The sequence below is a fragment of the Brevibacterium sanguinis genome, from assembly GCF_003315415.1.
GTDB classification, from domain to species: domain Bacteria; phylum Actinomycetota; class Actinomycetes; order Actinomycetales; family Brevibacteriaceae; genus Brevibacterium; species Brevibacterium celere_A.
Genome location: NZ_QNSB01000002.1, coordinates 365,247 through 386,870 on the forward strand (window position 1 = coordinate 365,247; position 21,624 = coordinate 386,870).

At 65.7% G+C, this 21,624-nt stretch carries 20 protein-coding genes and 3 tRNA genes; 15 read left to right on the top strand and 8 right to left on the bottom strand.

What is annotated here, in order from left to right; genetic code table 11:
* Positions 1-106: 106 nt before the first annotated feature.
* The 7 genes from DFO65_RS04065 to rpmH form a co-directional block, all read right to left on the bottom strand.
* Complete coding sequence (locus DFO65_RS04065) at positions 107-1,003, bottom strand: ParA family protein (RefSeq protein WP_113903138.1); 897 nt, start codon at positions 1,001-1,003, stop codon at positions 107-109.
* Positions 1,004-1,069: 66 nt separating this feature from the next.
* Positions 1,070-1,711, bottom strand: coding sequence for a 16S rRNA (guanine(527)-N(7))-methyltransferase RsmG (rsmG, locus tag DFO65_RS04070; RefSeq protein WP_245940463.1), 642 nt, complete (start codon positions 1,709-1,711; stop codon positions 1,070-1,072).
* Complete coding sequence (locus DFO65_RS04075) at positions 1,704-2,225, bottom strand: Jag family protein (RefSeq protein ID WP_113903140.1); 522 nt, start codon at positions 2,223-2,225, stop codon at positions 1,704-1,706. Before DFO65_RS04075 ends, rsmG begins: the two co-directional genes overlap by 8 nt.
* 8 nt (positions 2,226-2,233) lie before the next feature.
* The gene (gene yidC / locus DFO65_RS04080) at positions 2,234-3,193 is read right to left on the bottom strand and encodes a membrane protein insertase YidC (RefSeq protein WP_113903141.1); all 960 of its coding nucleotides are present in this window, start codon (positions 3,191-3,193) and stop codon (positions 2,234-2,236) included.
* Positions 3,194-3,337: 144 nt separating this feature from the next.
* The gene (gene yidD / locus DFO65_RS04085) at positions 3,338-3,748 is read right to left on the bottom strand and encodes a membrane protein insertion efficiency factor YidD (protein WP_113903142.1); all 411 of its coding nucleotides are present in this window, start codon (positions 3,746-3,748) and stop codon (positions 3,338-3,340) included.
* Positions 3,669-4,034: a ribonuclease P protein component gene (rnpA, locus tag DFO65_RS04090; RefSeq protein ID WP_113903143.1), complete on the bottom strand. Its 366-nt coding sequence runs from the start codon at positions 4,032-4,034 to the stop codon at positions 3,669-3,671. Before rnpA ends, yidD begins: the two co-directional genes overlap by 80 nt.
* A 3-nt stretch (positions 4,035-4,037) precedes the next feature.
* The gene (gene rpmH, locus DFO65_RS04095; protein ID WP_009376895.1) at positions 4,038-4,175 is read right to left on the bottom strand and encodes a 50S ribosomal protein L34; all 138 of its coding nucleotides are present in this window, start codon (positions 4,173-4,175) and stop codon (positions 4,038-4,040) included.
* Between the two features lie 412 nt (positions 4,176-4,587).
* Between rpmH and dnaA the strand changes: the two genes are divergently transcribed.
* From dnaA to DFO65_RS04140, 9 genes are all read left to right on the top strand, one after another.
* A complete protein-coding gene (dnaA, locus tag DFO65_RS04100; protein WP_245940464.1) occupies positions 4,588-6,222 on the top strand; it encodes a chromosomal replication initiator protein DnaA in 1,635 nt (544 codons plus the stop codon).
* A 494-nt stretch (positions 6,223-6,716) separates the two neighbouring features.
* Entirely contained in the window at positions 6,717-7,856 is a 1,140-nt protein-coding gene (gene dnaN / locus DFO65_RS04105) for a DNA polymerase III subunit beta (protein WP_181778611.1), read from the top strand.
* Positions 7,857-8,996: a DNA replication/repair protein RecF gene (gene recF, locus DFO65_RS04110; RefSeq protein WP_113903145.1), complete on the top strand. Its 1,140-nt coding sequence runs from the start codon at positions 7,857-7,859 to the stop codon at positions 8,994-8,996.
* Complete coding sequence (locus DFO65_RS04115) at positions 8,993-9,505, top strand: DciA family protein (protein WP_113903146.1); 513 nt, start codon at positions 8,993-8,995, stop codon at positions 9,503-9,505. The genes recF and DFO65_RS04115 overlap by 4 nt, the downstream gene beginning before the upstream one ends.
* 248 nt (positions 9,506-9,753) lie before the next feature.
* Positions 9,754-11,751 carry a DNA topoisomerase (ATP-hydrolyzing) subunit B gene (gyrB, locus tag DFO65_RS04120; protein WP_113903147.1) on the top strand — a complete coding sequence of 666 codons (1,998 nt, stop codon included), beginning with the start codon at positions 9,754-9,756 and terminating at the stop codon, positions 11,749-11,751.
* Between the two features lie 120 nt (positions 11,752-11,871).
* Positions 11,872-14,421, top strand: coding sequence for a DNA gyrase subunit A (gene gyrA, locus DFO65_RS04125; protein WP_113903148.1), 2,550 nt, complete (start codon positions 11,872-11,874; stop codon positions 14,419-14,421).
* Complete coding sequence (locus DFO65_RS17260; protein ID WP_245940465.1) at positions 14,418-15,236, top strand: DUF3566 domain-containing protein; 819 nt, start codon at positions 14,418-14,420, stop codon at positions 15,234-15,236. The genes gyrA and DFO65_RS17260 overlap by 4 nt, the downstream gene beginning before the upstream one ends.
* Positions 15,237-15,344: 108 nt before the next feature.
* Positions 15,345-15,418 (top strand) — tRNA-Ile (locus DFO65_RS04135).
* 153 nt (positions 15,419-15,571) lie between these two features.
* Positions 15,572-15,644, top strand: a tRNA-Ala gene (locus DFO65_RS04140).
* Positions 15,645-15,706: 62 nt separating this feature from the next.
* Here DFO65_RS04140 and DFO65_RS04145 read toward each other — a convergent pair.
* Positions 15,707-16,474 (bottom strand): SDR family oxidoreductase, encoded by a 768-nt coding sequence (locus DFO65_RS04145; RefSeq protein ID WP_113903213.1) that lies wholly within the window; start codon positions 16,472-16,474, stop codon positions 15,707-15,709.
* A 75-nt stretch (positions 16,475-16,549) separates the two neighbouring features.
* Here DFO65_RS04145 and DFO65_RS04150 point away from each other — a divergent pair, with 75 nt between their 5' ends.
* From DFO65_RS04150 to DFO65_RS04175, 6 genes are all read left to right on the top strand, one after another.
* Entirely contained in the window at positions 16,550-17,410 is an 861-nt protein-coding gene (locus tag DFO65_RS04150; RefSeq protein WP_113903149.1) for a sigma-70 family RNA polymerase sigma factor, read from the top strand.
* Between the two features lie 31 nt (positions 17,411-17,441).
* Entirely contained in the window at positions 17,442-18,227 is a 786-nt protein-coding gene (locus DFO65_RS04155; protein WP_220151227.1) for a potassium channel family protein, read from the top strand.
* 129 nt (positions 18,228-18,356) lie between these two features.
* On the top strand, positions 18,357-19,091 hold the full coding sequence (aqpZ, locus tag DFO65_RS04160) for an aquaporin Z (RefSeq protein WP_181778612.1): 735 nt from the start codon (positions 18,357-18,359) through the stop codon (positions 19,089-19,091).
* Positions 19,092-19,208: 117 nt separating this feature from the next.
* Positions 19,209-19,281 (top strand) — tRNA-Ala (locus DFO65_RS04165).
* 142 nt (positions 19,282-19,423) lie between these two features.
* Positions 19,424-20,374 (top strand): aldo/keto reductase, encoded by a 951-nt coding sequence (locus DFO65_RS04170; RefSeq protein ID WP_113903150.1) that lies wholly within the window; start codon positions 19,424-19,426, stop codon positions 20,372-20,374.
* A gap of 121 nt (positions 20,375-20,495) precedes the next feature.
* Entirely contained in the window at positions 20,496-21,614 is a 1,119-nt protein-coding gene (locus DFO65_RS04175; RefSeq protein WP_113903151.1) for a PQQ-dependent sugar dehydrogenase, read from the top strand.
* Positions 21,615-21,624: the final 10 nt, after the last annotated feature.

Below are 21,624 nucleotides of genomic sequence, written 5' to 3' on the forward strand. Positions count from 1 at the left end.
CTCGTCCGTCTCGCCACCGGAGAAGAACACATCCACGGGACGCTCACTTGCGGCGGCGTCCGGGATGAGCGCTCCCAGACCCCGTCCCAGTCCGCGCTTCCTGCGTTCAGCCACGCTTCACTCCTCGAATAGCAATTTCTTCGGCAGCTTCCCGATACGACAAGGCGCCACTGGAATGGGGATCGTACGAGATCACGGTCTGCCCGTAGCTCGGGGCTTCAGAGATCCGCACGGATCGCGGAATCGACGTCCGGAGGACCTGGTCCGGGAAGTGAGTGCGGACGTCCTCGGCCACCTGTGCGCTCAGGTTGGTCCTGCCGTCGTACATCGTCAGAAGGATCGTCGAGATCGCCAGGTTCGGATTGAGGTGCTTCTGGATCAGCTGGATGTTCTTCAGCAGCTGGCTCAGACCCTCAAGGGCGTAGTACTCGCATTGGATAGGGATGAGGACCTCGCGTGCGGCGACGAAGGCATTCACGGTGAGCAGGCCGAGACTCGGCGGGCAGTCCACGATGACATAGTCCACGCGCTGGCCCGCTGCGGCTTCCTCGTCGAGGTACTGGGTGAGAGAGCGGTGCAGGCGCTGTTCGCGGGCAACGAGGGAGACGAGCTCGATCTCGGCTCCGGCCAGGTCGATCGTCGCCGGCACGCATTTGAGGGTCTCGAAATCAGGGCACTGCGCGACTGCCTCCCTGATCGGCACGTCGTCGATGATGACGTCGTAGATGCTCGTCACCTCGGAGTAGTGATCGATGCCGAGGGCGGTGCTCGCATTGCCCTGCGGGTCGATGTCGATGACGAGGACGTTGAGATTCTGCTTGGCCAGAGCGGCGGCGAGGTTCACGGCCGTCGTCGTCTTGCCGACGCCGCCCTTCTGATTGGCGATCGTGAACACTCGAGTCGAATCGGGCTTGGGGAAGCTCACTTGCGACAGACGATCGGCGCGCCTGTTGTCGCGTGCGATCGCAGCGCCTATGGGAGACGACTCGTCCATGATCGGCATACGGCGCACTCCATCATCCATTGGGTTCACAAAGCTGTACTCAGCCTAAACCAGATTTGCTTTGATCTATTTCTTTGCGATTTCCACTACGCGGCTCGGCACTTCGAGGATTCCGCCTCCGTCCACGAGGTGGATCGTCGGCTGACCAAAACGATACCGTTTGAGCAGCTTCTTCGTCTTCGCCAGCTCGGCCTCGACCGAGGCTCCCTTGAGAGCGAGGATGCGGCCTCCTGGTCCCACGACATCGTGAGTCCATTCGATCAGCGTCGTCATCGCCTTGACCGCCCGGGCGGTCACCGCGGTGAACATCTCCTCGTCGACGAGCTCCTCCACTCGAGCCCGGACGATGCGGACATTGTCCAGGCCGAGGTCCTCGACAACCATCGTCAGCCATTCGACACGGCGTTCCATCGGTTCGATGAGCACGACCTGGGCATTCGGCCTGAGCAAGGCGATCGGAATGCCGGGCAGTCCGGCGCCGCTGCCGACGTCTCCGACGACATCGTCGTCATCGATGAACTCGGCGACAACAGCGCAGTTGAGGATGTGCCTCGTCCACAGCCTGTCCACTTCACGAGGACCGATCAGGCCCCACTCGATTCCGGTGGTCGCCAGGTGCTCGGCGTAGCGCTCGGCTGTGCCGAATGACTCACCGAAATAGGCCGAGGTTCCGGTCGGAGGGACCTCGAGGGCGGAGAGATCAGTCATTCGCGGAACGGACGACGACATGCCGTCCGTCTCCTTCACCCTCGGATTCCGAGACCAGTCCGGCCTGTGCCACCTGATCGTGGATGATCTTGCGCTCGAAGCTGTTCATCGGAGGAAAGACATAGGTCTCACCGGTCTCGCGCACCTGCGCGAGCGCCTTCTGAGCCTTCGTGATGAGCTCGTCGCGGCGGCTCGAACGGAAGCCGTCGATGTCGAGCATGAGCCAGGAACGCTGTCCTGTGCTCGTCTGCACGGCCAGCCGGCACAGCTCCTGCAGGGCGCTGAGCGTCTTGCCGTCACGTCCGACCAGCGTGCGGAGATTCGACTCCTCCTGGTCCTCACAGACGATGGACAGCTGCGCGCGGCCATCGGCGACATCGATGTCGATGTCGCCGTCGATGTCCGCGATGTCCATCAGCTCTTCGAGGTAGTCCGCTGCGATCTCGCCCTCTTCTTCGAGGAGTTCTGCTCGGCTCGGCTTCGCGGCCCGGTCTTCGACGATCTCTTCAGTCATGTTCTTCCTCAGCGCTTCTTGTTCTTCTTGCGATTCTTGCTCACGGGCTGAGCGCGCTGCCCCTTGGGCTTGGGCGCCTCGGCGGCGGTCTCGGCAACAGTGCCCGTGGACTCGGGCGTCTTGACGGCCTTGCCCTTGCGCGCCTTGCGTTCGAGCATCTCCTTCTCGGCCTTGGACCCGGGAGCCGGCATGTTGCGGATGACGATGTGCTGCTGGACCATGGTCCAGGTGTTCGAGACCAGCCAGTAGAAGAGGACGCCGAGCGGGAAGTAGATGCCGCCGACACCGAAGACGATCGGCATGATGTAGAGCAGCATCTTCTGCGACTGCATCATCGGATTGGCCATCGCCGCTTCCGACATGTTCTTGGCCATCATCTGCTTCTGCGTGATGAACATCGTCGCCGCCATGATGACGATGAGGACACCGGTGAGGAGCTTGACGCCGATGCCGGGGTCCGTGAAGACCGCCGACAGGGAGATCCCGAAGACCGAGGACTGCTCGGCCTGGATCGCCAGCTGCTGAGTGAACCCGCCGATGGCGCCGATATCCCCGTTGGCCACCTTGGGCATGTTGTGGATGACGCGGAAGAGTGAGAAGAAGATCGGCATCTGGACGAGCAGCGGCAGGCAGGACGCCCAGGGGCTCGTCTTGTTGTCGCGGAACAGGGCCATCTGCTCCTCGGCCATGGCCTGACGCGAGTACTGGTCCTTCTTGCCCTTGTACTTGGCCTGCAGTCGCTGGATCTCCGGCTGCAGCAGCTGCATCTTGCGCTGCGCCTTGATCTGGTAGACGAACAGCGGAATGAGCAGAGCACGGATGACGAGAGTCAGGCCCGCGATCGAGAGCACCCAGGTCCAGCCGTTGTCCGCCGGCAGCCCGATCGCCGTGAAGATCTCGTGAAAGATCGCGAGGATCCAAGCAACCACCCACTGCAGGGGGTAGAGCAGCTTGTCAATCCAGTCCATTCAGTTCTCCTCGTTACAACGAATCTTCACGATCGTTCATTTTGCCATTGTTGCCAGTCGGTCGCGAGACCGCGCAGTGGGACCCCATCTCCTCGCGCGCTGCGCAGCATCCCCAGGGATCGGCAGCCTGGACCGGGGTCGGGATCATTCGCCGGACCGGATCCTCTCGGACCGGGCCTCACGTGCTGAGCCGGGAACATGATCCACCCCACCGCGGGAGAAGGGATTGCATCGCAGGATCCGCCACCCAGTTAACACCATCCCCTTGAGAACTCCGTGTATCTCGAAGGCCTCGAGACCGTACATCGAGCAGCTCGGATAGTACCTGCACACCTGCCCGTAGAGGGGAGAGATGACCAGCCGGTACGCGCGGATCGCCCACACGAACGGAAACCGCGGCCCGATCCTCAGCAGCCACCAGAGAGAGGGACACCACCCGCGCGGACGGGGTGGGACCTCCGAGACATGCCGAAGGTCATGCTCGGCGTCCACGATCCGCCAGCTTCCTCCGTGCCTTCGACAGCAGGGTGACGACCTCGGACTCGAGCACGGCATAGTCCGCCTCGGCGGCGTTCGGCTGCGCTCGGATGACGAACAGGGATCCGGGCTCGAGGTCCGATATCCGCGGACGCATGATCTCTCTCAGGCGTCGCTTCACCCGATTGCGCCTCACGGCATTGCCAACGGCCTTGGATACGATGAAACCCACGCGGCCGGCGTGGGAATCATTCGTATCTGTCAGGCCGTGGGCCATGAGATGATCCGAGCGCACGCGGACTCCGGCTCTGAAGACTCGTCTGAAGTCATCGCCGCTCCGGATCCGGTGCGCTGCGGGGATCATGCCTTATGCCGAGACTTCGGAACGTCCCTTACGACGACGCGAAGCCAGGATGGCGCGGCCGGCACGGGTGCGCATGCGCAGACGGAAACCGTGCTTCTTGGCACGCTTGCGGTTGTTGGGCTGGAAAGTACGCTTACTCACTTCAGGTCTCCGATTTCTAGATCGCCGGTGAACGACAATGCGTTCTCACAAAAAACGGCGGTGCGAGTCTCGACCGCCGAGCACTCCTGTGCAGTAGAGCTTAAAGAGAATCGGATGAAGCCCAGTACACAGGACACTCCATCTTAGCGAAGGCCCGAGTCGACGGTCAAACGAACCGGACATGGCCTGCATCACCGCAGGAGCCGGTCCGCCGAGGCGCTGGACCCGTTCCCGGCTCGGACGAGGGTCACGAATCCACAAGTCACAACGGTGTAGTTTTCCACATCCTTATCCACGAATGTGGAGGATCTCGGCCTCGAGTCGCTCCGGTTCCACAAACTGTGGAAAACTATGTGGATGTCATGCACAGGTGTGGACCGCGCCCGTGACGCAGTGTGGAACTGGAGGAAGATTGCCGAATTCCAAGAATGAGCTCATCAGCCGTTGGCGGACGGTGGTCTCGACCCTGGAACAGGACGAGAACCTTTCCGCCCACCAGCGGGGCTTCCTGCTCCTCGCCCTTCCCAAAGCGCTCGTCGACAACTCCCTCGTGGTTCTCGCCGTCCGCGACGAGCACACTCGACGCACGATCGAAACTCGCCTCCGCGAGCCTCTGACCAGGGAATTCTCCAAGGTGCTGGGCTTCGACGTGACGTTTGGCTTCGTCGTCGAACCCGACCTCGACGTTCCGGTCCAGTTCGAGGAGCTCATCGGCGAGCCCACTCCCCAGAGCACAGCAGCCCCCGAGTTCTCCGCCCCCGCCTCGGCGAGCGCACCGACCCCCCGGACCGAGGATCACGTGCTCGACGAGCCTCCGGCCGCTCCGGCTCCCACCCCTGTGGACAACGTGCCCGAGAAGACCGGCTTCCGCCCCCCGGAGGCGGTCACCGGCTCGGCTGCGACGACGGCGACGTCGTCCCCAGCACCTGTGGACAACTCCCCGGTGAAGCTCGCCGAGGCTCCTGCTGCGGAGACGACGAGCACGGAGATCCCCGGGGTGGCACAGCTCAACCCGAAGTACACGTTCGACACCTTCGTCATCGGTGCCTCCAACCGCTTCGCGCACGCCGCGGCCTTCGCGGTGGCCGAAGCGCCGGCCAAGGCGTACAACCCCCTCTTCATCTACGGCGACTCGGGCCTGGGCAAGACCCACCTGCTCCATGCCATCGGCTACTACGCGACGCAGCTGTTCCCGGAGATCAGGGTGAAGTACGTCTCGAGCGAGGAGTTCGTCAACGACTTCATCAACACGATCGGCTCCTCGCGCACCTCGAACTCCCTCCGGCCGGCGTTCCAGCGGCGCTACCGCGAAGTCGACATCCTCATGATCGACGACATCCAGTTCCTGCAGGGCAAGGATGCGACCGTCGAGGAGTTCTTCCACACCTTCAATGCGCTGCACAACGAGGCCAAACAGGTCGTCATCACCTCCGACCAGCCGCCGAAGATGCTCAAGGGCTTCGAGGAACGACTGCGCTCCCGCTTCGAATGGGGACTGCTCACCGACGTCCAGCCCCCCGACATGGAGACGAGGTTCGCGATCCTCCGGCGCAAGGCCGCCGGCGAACAGCTCGACGTCCCCGACGACGTCCTCGAGTACATCGCCTCACGCGTCTCCTCGAACATCCGCGAACTCGAGGGCGCCCTCATCCGGGTCACGGCCTTCGCCAACCTCAACGACCAGCTCGTCGACGTCAGCCTGGCCGAGACCGTGCTCAAGGACTTCATCACCCAGGACGAGACCCCGACCATCACCGCGGCCGACATCATGGGCCAGACGGCCGCCTATTTCAGCCTCACCCTCGACGATCTCTGCGGCACCTCCCGGTCCCGCACCCTGACGACTGCCCGCCAGATCGCGATGTACCTGTGCCGCGAGCTCACCGACCTGTCCCTGCCGAAGATCGGTCAGGCATTCGGGGGCCGCGACCACACGACCGTCATGCACGCCAACAAGAAGATTCGAACTCAGATGGCCGAACGACGAGCGGTCTACACCCAGGTCACCGAACTCACAAACCGCATCAAACAACAGCATCGCCTATAGAATCGGCTATGCACATCTGTGGATAACCATGGGGACAAACAGGCCACTCTGGGGACGAGGACGTGGACAGAGGGCGAAGGGGACGTGGACGGATGTGAACTACATGCCTGTGCTTACCCAGGCGTTCCCGGGACCCCGCCCCTGGCTGCACACCTCATCCACACCCACCGAAGGGCTGTCAGCCCAGATCATCCGGGAGTCATCGAGGGTTGTCCACAGAGTCCACAGGTGCTAATACTTCTACTGAGTGAATTCATCTCTCAAGAGGGTTCCCGCCACCGCCTGCTGCCTGGCGGGCCGATGAGGTCGACACCGGCACGGAGCACCGAGTCCGGAGCCTTCCGGTTATTCGAACATTCGGTCTCGAGCGATTCTCGGATCCGAGATTCCGTCGCAGGCGGGGCACTGATGTCGGCTACGCTGTGTAGAGTTTTCCGAGCAGCGTGAAACCGGAGAGCAGTGAGTACATCGGGTGGACAGCCCCAAGGAGTGAAGTGAACGCCGAAGCATCGACCCTGAAGTTCAAAGTCAACCGTGATGTCCTCGCTGACGCGGTCACCTGGGCCACCAAGACCCTTCCCAACCGCCCCTCCGCGCCGGTGCTCACCGGCATCCTCATCACCGCCGAGGCGGGTGGCACCGTCCGTCTGGCCGTCTTCGACTACGAGGTCTCCTCGCGGGTCGAGATCTCGGCGGACGTCGTCTCGGCCGGCACCGTCCTCGTCTCCGGCCGTCTCCTCGCCGACATCTCCAAGGCCCTGCCGAATCAGGAGGTGACACTCGAGCAGATCGGCTCCAAGGTCGACGTCACGTGCGGGTCGTCCCGGTTCTCGCTGATGACCATGCCCGTCGCCGAGTACCCCTCGCTCCCGCAGATCCCCGACGCCTCGGGCACGGTTTCCGCCGGGGAGTTCCAGAACTCCGTCTCCCAGGTGACGATCGCGACATCGAAGGACGACACCCTCCCGATCCTCACCAGCGTGCGCGTCGAGATCGAGGGTGAGAAGGTCACCCTGCTCGCAACCGATCGCTACCGCCTCGCCGTCCGCGAATTCACCTGGAACCCGGGCCGACCCGACGTCTCCGCCGTCGCGCTGCTGCGAGGCCGGACGCTGTCCGATGTCTCGAAGTCCCTCGGCGGAGACGTGACGATCGGGCTGAGCACCGATTCGGGCAAGGACCTCATCTCCTTCACCTCGGCGGGACGGGTGACGACCTCGCTGCTCGTCGAGGGCGAGTACCCGAAGGTGCGGTCTCTCTTCCCCGACTCCGTGCCGATCCACGCGATCGTCGAGACCGGGGTCCTCCGCGAGGCCGTGCGCCGTGTCTCGCTCGTCGCCGAGCGCAACACCCCGCTGCGCTTCGAGGTCAGCGACGGTCTGCTCACGCTCCATGCCGGCACCGGTGACGACGCCCAGGCGTCCGAGGCCGTCGAGGCGACCCTCCAGGGCGAACCGATCACCGTCGGCTTCAACCCCCACTACATCGCCGAGGGATTGGCCGCCGTCGAGAGCCCGTACGTCAACTTCTCCTTCACCCAGCCGATGAAGCCCGTGATCATCTCGGGTCAGAAGGACCTCGACTCCCCGGCTGACGAGTCGTACCGCTATCTGCTCATGCCCACCCGCATCTGAATGTGGATATCCCGACTCTCCCTGCGTGACTACCGCTCCTACCGCGAGCTCGATCTCGAGTTCGAGCCGGGAGTGACCACGTTCGTCGCCGACAACGGGACCGGGAAGACCAACATCGTCGAGGCGATCGGCTACCTCGCCCACCTGCGCTCCCACCGCGTCGCCTTCGACGCCCCGCTCGTCCACGAGAACGCCCAGGCGGCGACCATCTCCGCCCTGGTCAATCGCGGCCCGCGCCATGCCGTCGTCGAGGTCTCGATCCAGTCGAAAGGGGCCAATCGGGCGCGGGTCAACCGTTCGGCGGTCAGGCTCCGGGAGATCCTCGGCCTCGTCTCCTGTGTCGTCTTCGCTCCCGAGGACCTCAGCCTCGTCCGCGGCGAGCCCGCCGAGCGCCGGAACTGGATCGACGCCCTCGTCGTCGCCCGCAATCCCCGTTACGCCTCGGTGATCACGGACTTCGAACGTGCGCTCAAGCAGCGCAACGCCCTGCTCAAGCGACTGCGCGAGGACCGCGATCCGGGACTCGAGGCGACCCTCGACATCTGGAACATGGCCTATGCGGACGCTGCCTCGGAGCTGGTGGCCGGTCGACGCAGGCTCCTCGCCGACATCGTCACGGGACTGCAGGAGAACTTCGCCTACATCGCCGCCGATGCCCGCCTGGAACGGCAGGGCATCCAGGCCCGCTACGAATCCCGGATCGACTACTCGTCGGCCGAGTCGGCGGCCGAGTGCCGGGAGCTGCTGCTCGCCGCGCTCGAACGCCGCCGCACCACGGAGATCGAGCGCGGGCTGACTCTGCACGGGCCCGGCCGGGACGATCTGGCCCTGACGATCGGTGAGCATCCGGCCAAGGGCTACGCCTCCCATGGGGAGACCTGGTCGCTGGCGCTCGCGATGCAGCTGGCCGGCTGGGACCTGCTCAGCGCGGATGCCGGCTCTGTCGCCGAGCAGCCGATCCTCGTCCTCGACGACGTCTTCGCCGAGCTCGACACCGGACGACGGTCACGACTGGCCGCCAGGATCACCGAGGCCGAGCAGGTTCTCATCACGGCGGCCGTCGACGCCGATCTGCCCGCTGGCCTCGTCGGCACCAGGATCGATCAGTCCCGGCTCCTGCGCGAGGCGGAATCGACATGAGCGGCATCATCCGCGACGAGGCCACCCCGGTGGCCGCCCTCGAGGCCCTCGACCGGGTCCGTCGCATGGAGGCGACGGAGTCCCGGTACGTCCCGTCCCGCCGGCGCTCCCGGGTGCGCGGAGAGGTCACCTACACCTCGGCGGGCAAGGACAAGCGCGACCCGGCCACGATCTCCTCGGCTCTCGGCAGCCTCATCTCCTCCCGGGGGTGGAGCTCGTCGATCGACATCGGCAAGGTCCTCGGCCGCTGGCCCGACCTCGTTGGCGCCCAGGTCGCCCAGCACTGCACCCCCGTCGACTTCTCGCCCCCTCTCCTCGTCATCGCCGCGGACTCGACGACCTGGGCGACCCAGCTGCGCGTCCTCAAGCCCTCGATCCTCGACGCCCTCGAGACGGGCCTGGGATCGCGGACGATCACCGAGATCGAGATCCGCGGCCCCCGCGGGCGCACCTTCAAGAAGGGCCGCCGCACCGTGGCCGGGCGAGGACCGCGTGACACGTACGGCTGAACGGCCGGGCACGACCGCAGAGCTCTCGAGCTGCGCGGAGGATGTCGGATCCTCCTCAGGGGTATGGGCCTGTCTCGGCGAAAGCGACAGAACGCCGTAAACGGCGTTCGCATGACCCTCACCTGTCCGGGGGTACTGCCGATGGCTCGAAAATCCGCACAACGGCCCTCTGAGGCCGCTTACGGGCATTTCACACTTCGGCACGGTAGAATGGGAGGCCGATAGCGTTCACTTGGACAAGGAGTCACATGACGACCGAGGATCAGTCCCGATACGATGCCGGGGATATCACGGTACTCGAAGGTCTCGAAGCAGTTCGCAAGCGCCCGGGCATGTACATCGGATCGACCTCGGAACGCGGTCTCCACCATCTGGTGCAGGAGATCGTCGACAACTCCGTCGACGAGGCGATGGCCGGCTACTGCGATCACATCGAGGTGACGATCCTCTCCGACGGCGGCGTGCGCGTCGTCGACAACGGACGCGGAATGCCCGTGGCCATGCACCCCACCGAGAACAAGCCCACCGTCGAGGTCATCCTCACGATCCTCCACGCCGGAGGCAAGTTCGGCGGCGGCGGATACGCGGTGGCCGGCGGCCTCCACGGCGTCGGATCGACCGTCGTCAACGCCCTGTCCGAACGCCTCGATGTCGAGGTCAAGCGCGATGGCTACGTATGGACGATGGACTTCCGCCGAGGCGTTCCCACCGGTGAGCTCACCCGCGGGGAGGCGACGGAGGAGACCGGCACCTCGGTGACCTTCTGGCCCGACGCCGAGATCTTCGAGACGACCGAGTTCTCCTACGAGTACCTGCGGGCCCGGTTCCAGCAGATGGCGTTCCTCAACAAGGGACTCCAGATCAGCCTCACCGACGAACGTCATACCCAGGTCGACGACGAGAACGTCCAGATCGACGAGGACGAGCAGACCGAGGCGAAGCCGCGCGAGGTCACCTACCTCTACGAGCACGGGCTGCTCGACTACGTCCAGTACCTCAACTCGACGAAGAAGGCCGAGGTCGTCCATCCCGACGTCATCGTCTTCGAGGCCGAGGAGACCGAGCAGACTCTCGCCCTCGAGATCGCGATGCAGTGGACGACCGCGTACAACGAGTCCGTGCACACCTACGCCAACGTCATCAACACCCACGAGGGCGGCACCCATGAAGAGGGCTTCCGCACCGCGCTGACCTCGCTCATCAACGCCTACGCCCGCGACCAGAAGCTGCTGCGCGAGAAAGATCCCAACCTCACCGGCGATGACATCCGCGAGGGGCTGACCGCGGTCATCTCGGTGAAGATCGGCGATCCCCAGTTCGAGGGGCAGACGAAGACGAAGCTCGGCAACTCCGAGGTCAAGGGATTCGTCCAGAGAGTCGTCCGCGACGAGCTCGGGCATTGGCTCGAGGCCAATCCCGCCCAGGCCAAGGACGTCGTCCGCAAGTCCATCCAGGCCTCCCAGGCGAGGCTCGCCGCCCGCAAGGCGCGGGAGGCCACCCGCCGCAAGGGCCTCCTCGAGACCTCGGGCATGCCCGGCAAGCTCAAGGACTGCCAGTCGAAGGACCCGGCGATCTCGGAGGTCTTCATCGTCGAGGGTGACTCGGCCGGCGGCTCCGCCGCGCAGGGTCGCAACCCGAACACGCAGGCGATCCTGCCGCTGCGCGGCAAGATCCTCAACGTCGAGAAGGCCCGGCTCGACCGGGCCCTGGGCAACAACGAGGTCCAGGCGATGATCACGGCCTTCGGCACGGGGATCGGCGAGGAGTTCGACCTCGACAAGCTCCGCTACCACAAGATCGTGCTCATGGCCGATGCCGACGTCGACGGTCAGCACATCACCACTCTGCTGCTGACCCTGATCTTCCGGTACATGAAGCCCCTCATCGAGCACGGCTACGTCTACCTCGCCACCCCGCCGCTCTACCGGATCAAGTGGACGAACGCCCCGCACGAGTTCGCCTACACCGACAGGGAGCGCGACGGTCTGCTGACGACGGGCAAGGCCGCCGGCAAGCGGCTGCCCAAGGACCTGGCGATCCAGCGCTACAAGGGTCTGGGCGAGATGAACTACGAGGAGCTGTGGGAGACGACGATGGATCCCGACCATCGGCTGCTTAAGCAGGTCTCGCTCGACGACGCGATCGTCGCCGACGAGATCTTCACCGTGCTCATGGGCGACGACGTCGATTCGCGCCGTCGCTTCATCCAGGAGAACGCGAAGGACGTCCGCTTCCTCGACATCTGATCCCCACCTCGCCGAGGTGTGGCCGGGACTTCCGGTCACCTCGGCGGAGGCAGCGCAGACCCCACACACTCACCCGCCGAGCTGACCATGCCTCGGTGACAGAGAAGGAAAGAGCCCACATTGGCTGACGACAACGAAATCGGGACCGAGATCAATCGGGTCGAACAGGTCGACCTCAACCTCGAGATGCAGAGGTCGTACCTCGACTACGCGATGAGCGTCATCGTCGGACGCGCCCTGCCCGATGTCCGTGACGGTCTCAAACCGGTCCACCGCCGCGTCCTCTACGCGATGTTCGACGGAGGCTACCGCCCCGACCGCAACTTCTCCAAGTGCTCGCGCGTCGTCGGCGACGTCATGGGCCAGTACCACCCGCACGGCGACACCGCGATCTACGACGCCCTGGTCCGCCTCGTGCAGCCGTGGACGATGCGCTATCCCCTCATCGCCGGCCAGGGCAACTTCGGCTCTCCCGGTGACGACGGCGCCGCGGCCCCCCGGTACACCGAGTGCAAGATGGCGCCCCTGGCCCTCGAGATGGTCCGCGACATCGAGGAAGAGACCGTCGACTTCCAGGACAACTACGACGGCCGCAACCAGGAACCCGTCGTCCTGCCCTCGCGGATCCCGAACCTGCTCGTCAACGGCTCCGCCGGCATCGCCGTGGGCATGGCGACGAACATCCCCCCGCACAACCTCCGTGAGGTCGCCGCCGGGGCACAATGGCTCCTCGCCCACCCCGAGGCGACGAAGGAGGAGGCGCTCGAGGCCCTGCTCGGCATCGTCAAGGGACCCGACTTCCCGATGGGCGCGACGATCCTCGGCCGCAAGGGCATCGAGGACACCTACCGGACCGGCCGCGGATCGATCACCCAGCGGGCCGTCGTCGAGGTCGAGGAGATCCAGGGGCGCACGTGCCTCGTCGTCACCCAGCTGCCCTACATGGTCAACCCCGACACCCTGGCCGCGAAGATCGCCTCCTACGTCAAGGACGGCAAGGTCGCGGGCATCGCGGACCTGCGCGATGAGTCCTCGGGACGCACCGGACAGCGCCTCGTCATCGTCCTCAAACGCGACGCGGTCGCGAAGGTCGTGCTCAACAACCTCTACAAGCACACCTCGCTGCAGGAGAACTTCTCCGCGAACATGCTCGCGCTGGTCGACAATGTTCCGCGCACCCTCAGCCTCGACTCGTTCCTCCGTCTGTGGGTCAAGCACCAGATCGAGGTCATCGTCAGGCGGACCCAGTTCCGGCTGCGCAAGGCCGAGGAGCGGGCCCACATCCTGCGCGGCTACCTCAAGGCTCTCGACGCCCTCGACGCGGTCATCGCCCTGATCCGCCGCTCACCGTCGTCCGATGAGGCCCGGACCGGGCTGATGGAGCTGCTCGAGGTCGACGAGCTCCAGGCGAACGCCATCCTCGATCTGCAGCTGCGGCGGCTCGCCGCCCTCGAGCGGCTGAAGATCCAGGAGGAGGCCGACAAGATCGAGAAGCAGATCGCCGAGTACAAGCACATCCTCGAGACCCCCGCGCGGCAGCGCGAGATCGTGTCCGAGGAGCTCGACGAGGTCGTCGACCGCTACGGGGACGACCGCCGCACGAAGATCCTCGCCGGCTTCGACGGCGATGTGTCGATGGAGGACCTCATCCCCGAGGAGGAGGTCGTCGTCACGATCACGCGTGGCGGGTACGCCAAGCGCACCCAGACCTCCCTCTACCGCGCCCAGCACCGCGGCGGCAAGGGGATCAAGGGCGCCCAACTGCGCGGTGACGACGTCGTCGAGCAGTTCTTCGTCACCTCGACGCACAACTGGGTGCTGTTCTTCACGAACACCGGACGCGTCTACCGGGCCAAGGCGTACGAGATCCCCGAGGGCTCACGCGATGCCAAGGGTCAGCATGTCGCGAACCTCCTCGCGCTGCAGCCGGGCGAGACGATCGCCAAGGTGCTCTCGATCCGCGACTACGAGGAGGCGGAGTTCCTCATCCTCGCCACCCGCTCCGGCGTCGTGAAGAAGACACGGCTGAGCGAGTACGACTCGAACCGCACCGGCGGCGTCATCGCGATCAACCTCCGGGAGTACAACGGTCAGCCCGACGAGCTGGTCTCGGCGCGCATCGTGGGACCCGAGGACCACCTGCTGCTCATCTCCCGCAAGGGGATGTCGATCCGCTTCGCCGCCGATGACGAGACGATCCGGCCGCTCGGCCGCGTCACGTCGGGGGTCACGGGCATGAAGTTCCGAGACGACGACGAGCTGCTGACGATGGACGTCGTGCAGCCCGACAGGTACGTCTTCGTCGTCACCGAGGGCGGTTACGCCAAGCGCACTCCCGTCGACGAATACCGGCTGCAGGGCCGCGGCGGCCTCGGGATCCGAGTTGCCAAGATCACGGAGGAACGCGGAGACTTGGTGGGCGGACTCATCGTCGAACAGGGCGAAGAGGTCCTCGTCGTCATGGAACGCGGTAAAGTGGTGCGGTCGAACATCGACGAGGTCCCTGCGAAGGGACGCAACACGATGGGTGTGGTGTTCGCCAAGCCGGGCAAGAATGACCGTATCATCGCAGTGACCCGTGGACCCGAGACCGCAGTTGAAGACGAAGCCGACGTAGCCGAGGCTGAGGGCGCAGCGCCTGAGACCGGCAGCGAGGATGTGGAAGAGTGAGCGACAACAAGAAGCCAGGCTCAGGCAAGATCATCAGAACTTCGAGCGGCTCGACTCGCTTGACCGCCGGCTCGGCGAAGACCGACGACAGGGCCGGGTCCGGGCCCGCGCAGTCGCCTCGGCCGGCCCAGCAGTCTCCCGCGCCGTCGGGAAATGCGGCGAAGTCCGGGAACGCCGCGAAGTCGGGCAGCTCCGCCAAGTCGAGCGGACCTCCCACGGTCGTCGCCCCTCCCGCTCCGAAGTCGGCGCCATCGACCGGGAAGTCCGCCCCCACCGGGTCCGGGCCCTCCGCCCCGAGCGCGGGATCGCAGTCGACGGGATCCGGTTCGCAGTCGACGGGCGGCGCCACCACGAAGATGGCAGCGGCGGCGAACACCGTCCGGGCCAGCTCCGGCGGCGTGAAGATGGGCGTCAAGAACATGGTCGAGAGCGGCAAGGGCAAGAAGAAGAAGGGTCCGCGGACCGTTCGGCTCACCGTGTCGGCGGTCGATCCCTGGTCCGTGATGAAGATGTCGTTCCTCATCTCGGTGGCCATCGGCATCGCGACCATCGTCGCATTCGTCGTGCTCTGGGTCGTGCTCCAGGCCACCGGCGTGATGAGCTCGATGGAGGCGACGATGACCGAGTTGGCCGGTGCCGAGTCCGCCGAGCGGATCGTGGGCATCTTCGGCTTCGGTCGGGTCGTGGCGGCCGGCTTCATCATCTCGGTGATCAACATCGTGCTGCTCACCGCCCTGTCGACCCTGGCCGCATTCCTCTACAACATCGGCTCCCTCATCGCGGGCGGCTTCCACCTCACGCTCACCGACGACTGAATCGGACGCACTGACGATCCGGCGGCCTGTGACCGGAGTCACGGCCGCCGGATTTGTGTTCGACGAGGCGGGTTGGGTATATTTTTACTTCGGGTTCACCCCCGGAAAGGGCCTATAGCTCAGGCGGTTAGAGCGCTTCGCTGATAACGAAGAGGTCCCTGGTTCAAGTCCAGGTAGGCCCACATCCTTTCGAGGAGGATCATGAAGAGATGGATTCTCAGCAGTCTCACCCTGGTGGGACTGGGATTCTTCTTCCGGTGGCGGCACAGGAACCAGAGTGCCCAGGCCGAATGGTCCAAGTACACCGACTCGGTGTAGGGTGAACACCCGCTCTCGGGGGTATGGCGCAATTGGTAGCGCATCTGCTTTGCAAGCAGAGGGTTAGGGGTTCGAGTCCCCTTACCTCCACAGAATCGAGGAATGCCCCGTCGAATGGCGGGGCATTTCGCGTTGTCCGGTGCTGACCATGGTCAGCCGGCCACGGCTGCGGTGCCCCGCAGATGCTCCTCCCACGAGCGCAGACCCCGGACAGCGCCGGCCTCTGCCAAGTTGGCTCCCTCGCGATAGGCCCGGCCGATCGTCCCCCACAGCCGCATCGACACGATGGGACGACGCAGCTCTCCCACTCGGTTGTACGTGGAAACCATTTCCCTGCAGTCGAGGACCTGCGGTCCGACGACGTCGGGTACCCGACCGGCCGGAGTGCCGAGGGCCAGGGCGGTGAGGCGAGCCGCGACCTCATCGGCGTCGACCGGTTCAAATCGCAGTCCCCGCGGAGCGATGCGCAGCATCGACAGGGACCGGATGATCGGGAGGACGAAGTCGTGGAGCTGAGCTGCCCTGAGGATCGAGAAGGGCAAACCGGAACCGATGATGATGTCCTCGGCTTTCGCCTTGCGGCGGAAGTACCCGATCGGCATCCGCTCGGCGCCGGTGACTGAGATGAGAACGATGTGCCGCACCTCGGCGCGGCGGGCCGCCGCGACGAGATTGTCCGCCGCTGCATCGTCTCCCCGGGCACCGCCCGCGAGGTGGATGAGGGTGTCGACGCCGGCTACCGCCTCGTCGAGGCCGTGGTTCCGCACTGTGTCACCGTAGACGTATTCGGTGCCCGGGGAGCTAGAGTGGGGACGACGAGTGAGGATGCGCACCTCACGATCGGCCTCGTGCAGCATCCGCACCACGCGCGTGCCGATGTTCCCCGTGCCACCGGTCACCAGGATCGGGTTGACTGTCATGATCATCCTTCCTTCGTCACTCGACGGATTGTTCGACCGTCATCACCCTGACGACTGAGGACGAGGAGATGTGACATGGAATTGTCGGAGAGGTTCGAGACGCAGCGGTCCCGACTGTACGCGATCGCCGTCCGACTCCTCGGTGGCTCGGCGGACGCCGAGGACGCCGTCCAGGAGACATGGCTGCGACTGACCCGCAGCGAGGTCTCGACGATCGAGAACCTCGACGCCTGGCTGACCACCGTGGTCTCCCGGGTCTGCCTCGACCTGCTGCGCTCACCTCGGCGCACCCGCGAGCATTCCTGGCATGTCGAGTCGTGGACGGACGAACCCGTCGATCCGGCTCCGGATCCCGTCGACGCCGTCATCGAATCCGATCGGATCAGCGTCGCCCTGCTCATGGTGGTCGAGACTCTCAGTCCCGCGGAGAGGATCGCCTTTGTCCTCCACGACGTGTTCGGCCAGTCCTTCGACACCGTCGCCGACGTTGTGGACCGGTCTCCCGAGGCGGCTCGTCAGCTCGCCTCCCGTGCCAGGCGCCGACTCCGGCAGAATGGTGAATCGGCAGGGCGCGACCGCCGCCGCGGAATGAGCCTCGTCTACGCATGGCGGCATGCGGTCGAGACCGGCGACTTGCGTACTCTCCTCGAGATGCTTGACGAGAACGCGGTCCTCCGGGCCGACTACGGTGAACGGATCCAGGTCGTCGCAGGTGCCTCGGACATCGCCGCCCAGGCGGTCCAGATGAGCAGGCTCGCCGCCCAGTCGATCCCGGTTCTCGTCGACGGGATGCCCGGACTCGCCGCGGTGCACCGCTCACGCGTGGTCTCGGTCATGGCGTTCGTCATCACGGGCGGGACCATCGCCTCGCTCGAGGTCCTTGCCGATCCGGCCCGTCTCCCCTCCCTCCCCTGGTTCGAGGGGATGAGCTCATGACCGTCCGTACCGGCGCACCGAGGTCGGTGTCGTGAACTCCGAACGCTGGCAGCAGATCATGGAATGGCCGCTCGTCGCGGCCGCTCTCGTCTTCCTCGGCGGCTACAGCTGGCAGGTCATCGGACAGCCGACAGGTCGGACCGGTGAGATCGCCTTCGCACTCGTCATCGTCCCCTGGTTCGTCTTCGTCGTCGACTATGTCATCAGTCTCGTCCTCGCTCCGGACCGTTGGGTCTGGTTCCGCCGCCATCTCTTCGACCTCGCCGTCATCGCCCTGCCGCTGCTGCGCCCCCTGCGGGTGCTGCGCGCCATCACGGTTCTCCACATCCTCAACCGCACTGTCGGCACCGCTGTCCGCGGTCGGATCCTCATCTACACCGCTTCGGCCTCGGCACTCCTCGTCTACGCGGCGGCGCTGGCCGTTCTCGACGCCGAGCGCGGGACCGAGTCGGCGATCAACACCTTCCCCGACGCCATCTGGTGGGCGTTCGTCACCGTGACGACCGTCGGCTACGGGGACATGGCCCCGGTGAGCGGGGTCGGGCGGATGCTCGCCGTGTGCCTGATGCTCGGAGGGATCGCGCTCCTCGGCGTCGTCACCGGCACGCTCGCCTCCTGGATCGTCGAGAAGGTGTCGGAGAACGCTGATGAGAACCAATCCGCGACCGTCGCCCACATCCATGCCCTCGAGGAGACGATCGCCGCTCTCACCCTCCGCATCGAGGCCCTGGGCGGATCCGCTGCAGCGGAGGAGCAGCCCACGGAACCACAGCCGCGCCCCGATCGGACGGCTGAGACTCCGCGAACGACTATGTAAAGTTTCGGTGAACGAACTGACCATTTCCTGATTTCGGTGCTACGTTGAAAGAGAACCTGCGGGATGACGGCGACGCCCGGGTCACTGTGCCTGCGTCTCCGCCGTCTGCTTCCTCTGGAAGGACACGACATGGCCACCGACGCACATCCAGCTGACATCGAATCCCTGCTGCCGAGCACCGGAGCCCGCTGGGGCGCCGAGGCGCTGGGCACTTTCCTCCTCGTCCTGGGCGGCGTGGGCACCGCGGTCCTCGCCGGCGAGCACGTCGGATTCCTCGGGGTCGCCCTGGCCTTCGGACTCACCGTGGTCGTCGGAGCCTATTCGTTCGGCCCCGTCTCCGGAGGCCACTTCAATCCCGCCGTCACCGTCGGCCTCGCCACGGCCGGGCGGTTCGCCTGGAAGGACGTGCCCGGTTACGTCATCGCGCAGGTCGTCGGCGGGCTCGTCGCAAGCAGCCTGCTGTTCCTCATCGCACTGGGACGCGACGGAGCCGACCTGAAGAACTTCGCGTCGAACGGCTACGGTGACGCGTCACCCGATGGATACGGGCTCCTGTCGGTCGCCCTCGTCGAGATCATCCTCACGGCCGTGTTCGTCATCGTCATCCTCGGTGCCACGGCACCCCGGTCGACTCCTGCCGCCGCTGGGCTGACGATCGGGCTGAGCCTGACGCTCATCCACCTCATCTCGATTCCCGTGTCGAACACCTCGGTGAATCCGGCGAGGTCGATCGCCTCGGCGATCTACGGCGGCGGTGAGTCGCTCATGCAGCTGTGGGCGTTCCTCGTGTTCCCGATCATCGGAGCGCTCCTCGGCGGGCTGGTCTTCAAGCCTCTCCTCGACGGGGTGCGCAAGACCGTCTGAGCCCGCGGACCATCGGCGGGTGACCGTGCCCGACCTCCTGCAGGGACGATCCTTTGCGCCGCGGCCGACGGTGCGAGTAGAATCGGCTGGACGTCCGCGACGGAATTCGCGGAACTCGGGGGTATGGCGCAATTGGTAGCGCACCTGCTTTGCAAGCAGGGGGTTAGGGGTTCGAGTCCCCTTACCTCCACTCGAGCAGCATTGAGACAGCACTCGCGGCACAGGCCCCGGACCGGATCGGTCCGGGGCCTTCGTCGTCGAAGTGAGCCAACTCCCTCGATCGTGCACCTAGGCTGGGTGCTGAGAGCACTCGACCACGGAGGTATCGACGCATGCGCACCGTTCCCCTCGGCCCCACCGGCACCGCGGTGCCCAACGTCATCGCCGGCATGATGCGGATCGCCGCGCTCACCGATGGGGAGATCCGAACCCTGTACTCCGCCGCCCGCGAGTCCGGCATCGACTTCTTCGACCATGCCGACCTCTACGGCTTCAATCATCCCGGTGGCGGTCCGCATCTGTGCGAGCAGCGTTTCGCCGAGGCGCTGCGCCTGAGCCCGACGGAGCGAGAGCAGATCATCCTGCAGACCAAGACCGGCATCGTGGCCGAGCCGTGGAGCTACGACCAGTCCTACGAGCACATCGTCGCCGCGGCCGAGCGGTCCCTGCGGGCCCTGCGGACCGACTACCTCGATGTCCTGCTCCTCCACCGTCCGGATGCGCTGGTCGAACCCGAGGAGGTCGCTCGTGCCTTCGACCACCTCGAATCGGCCGGGAAGGTTCGTGCCTTCGGAGTCTCCAACCACACCCCGCGGCAGATCGATCTGCTGAGGACGGTGGTGAGGCAGCCGATCGTCGTCAACCAGGTCCAACTGTCAGTGACGCATTCGACGCTCGTCGCACAGGGACTGTCCTCGAACATGTCCGGCCACGACGATTCGATCACCCGCGACGGCGGCGGGGTCATCGATCATGCCCGGACCACCTCCATCACCCTCCAAGCATGGTCGCCGTTCCAGTCGGGCTTCGAGGACGGCGTCTTCCTCGGCTCACCGAACTGGCCGGAGCTCAATGGCGAACTCGATCGTCTCGCCGACAAGTACGGCGTCACCCCGACCGGGATCGCCACCGCGTGGATCACCCGCCACCCCGCAGGCATCCAGGTCGTCCTGGGCACGACCAACCCCTCCCGGGTGGGCGAGGCCGCCAGCGGGTCCGACATCCGCCTGACCCGCGGCGAGTGGTACGGCCTCTTCCGTGCTGCGGGCCACCAGGTTCCCTGAGCAGGGTGCGGACGGACTCACCGGGCGACGGGTGTCCGCAGAATCCTGAGAGGCACCGTAAGGCCCTCCCCAGACCATGAGCTGACCCCTATCCTGGTCGTGGACGACCGGAAGGACCGCCATGACTCCTCGCAGGCTCATCGTCACCCTCGCAGTCAGCGCGACCGTGCTCGCGGCCGCGGCATGCTCGACGAGCACTGAGCCCGCCGGCACCGGGTCGAACCGCGATGCCGGCACCGAGGCGGAAACGGAAGCAGGAACGGACCAGGCGGCACCGAGCGCCGACCAGGCCGGCGGAGACGTCGGAGTCATCGCCGAGGGCCTCGACGCCCCCTGGTCGATCGCCTTCCACGGCCAGACCCCGCTGGTCAGTGAACGCGACAGCGCCCGCATCCTCGAACTCGATCCCGACGGCAACGCACGGGAACTCGGCAGCATCGACGGTGCCGAACCGAACGGTGAAGGCGGGCTGCTGGGGATCGCCGTCCATGAGGACCACCTCTACGCCTACTTCACCGCCGGCGACGAGAACAGGATCGAACGATATCCCCTGACCGGCGAACCGGGAGCACTGGGTCTCGGGGATCCTCAGACGATCCTCGACGGGATCCCCGCCGCCGGCTTCCACAACGGAGGTCGTATCGCATTCGGCCCCGATGGCCTGCTCTACGCGACGACAGGCGACGCCGGGAGGCGTTCGGATGCGCAGGATCTCGACTCCCACGCGGGGAAGATCCTCCGGCTCACTCCCGAGGGCGCGGTGCCCGAGGACAACCCGTTCGAGGGCTCCCCGGTGTACAGCCTCGGACACCGCAACCCGCAGGGCATCGCCTGGGACGCCGAGGGCACCATGTACTCGAGCGAATTCGGTCAGGACACGTGGGACGAGCTCAACGTCATCGACGCCGGCGACAACTACGGGTGGCCCGAGGTCGAGGGCATCGCGAACGACGACGACTTCGTCGACCCCGTGCAGCAGTGGGAACCGACCGAGGCCAGTCCCAGCGGGATGGCGATCACCGAGGAGACGATCCACATCGCCAACCTCCGGGGTGAGCGGCTGCGCGATGTCCCCCTCGACGCGCTCGATGAGTCCGACGAGCGCCTCGGCGAGGACTTCGGTCGGCTCCGCGACGTCACCGTCGCCCCCGACGGATCACTGTGGGTGCTGACCAACAACACCGACGGTCGCGGCGACCCCGGGCCGGACGACGATCGGATCCTGCGCATCGACCCCTGAGCCGACGGCG

What these genes read in the sequence shown, in the direction of transcription:
- DFO65_RS04075 (WP_113903140.1), bottom strand. Translation starts at nt 2,225, where the DNA reads ATGACTGAAGAGATCGTCGAAGACCGGGCCGCGAAGCCGAGCCGAGCA.
- yidC (WP_113903141.1), bottom strand. Translation starts at nt 3,193, where the DNA reads ATGGACTGGATTGACAAGCTGCTCTACCCCCTGCAGTGGGTGGTTGCT.
- rsmG (WP_245940463.1), bottom strand. Translation starts at nt 1,711, where the DNA reads ATGACTGATCTCTCCGCCCTCGAGGTCCCTCCGACCGGAACCTCGGCC.
- DFO65_RS04175 (WP_113903151.1), top strand. Translation starts at nt 20,496, where the DNA reads ATGACTCCTCGCAGGCTCATCGTCACCCTCGCAGTCAGCGCGACCGTG.
- DFO65_RS04150 (WP_113903149.1), top strand. Translation starts at nt 16,550, where the DNA reads ATGGAATTGTCGGAGAGGTTCGAGACGCAGCGGTCCCGACTGTACGCG.
- DFO65_RS04115 (WP_113903146.1), top strand. Translation starts at nt 8,993, where the DNA reads ATGAGCGGCATCATCCGCGACGAGGCCACCCCGGTGGCCGCCCTCGAG.
- recF (WP_113903145.1), top strand. Translation starts at nt 7,857, where the DNA reads ATGTGGATATCCCGACTCTCCCTGCGTGACTACCGCTCCTACCGCGAG.
- yidD (WP_113903142.1), bottom strand. Translation starts at nt 3,748, where the DNA reads ATGCCGTGCTCGAGTCCGAGGTCGTCACCCTGCTGTCGAAGGCACGGA.
- DFO65_RS04145 (WP_113903213.1), bottom strand. Translation starts at nt 16,474, where the DNA reads ATGACAGTCAACCCGATCCTGGTGACCGGTGGCACGGGGAACATCGGC.
- DFO65_RS04065 (WP_113903138.1), bottom strand. Translation starts at nt 1,003, where the DNA reads ATGCCGATCATGGACGAGTCGTCTCCCATAGGCGCTGCGATCGCACGC.
- aqpZ (WP_181778612.1), top strand. Translation starts at nt 18,357, where the DNA reads ATGGCCACCGACGCACATCCAGCTGACATCGAATCCCTGCTGCCGAGC.
- rnpA (WP_113903143.1), bottom strand. Translation starts at nt 4,034, where the DNA reads ATGATCCCCGCAGCGCACCGGATCCGGAGCGGCGATGACTTCAGACGA.
- gyrB (WP_113903147.1), top strand. Translation starts at nt 9,754, where the DNA reads ATGACGACCGAGGATCAGTCCCGATACGATGCCGGGGATATCACGGTA.
- DFO65_RS04170 (WP_113903150.1), top strand. Translation starts at nt 19,424, where the DNA reads ATGCGCACCGTTCCCCTCGGCCCCACCGGCACCGCGGTGCCCAACGTC.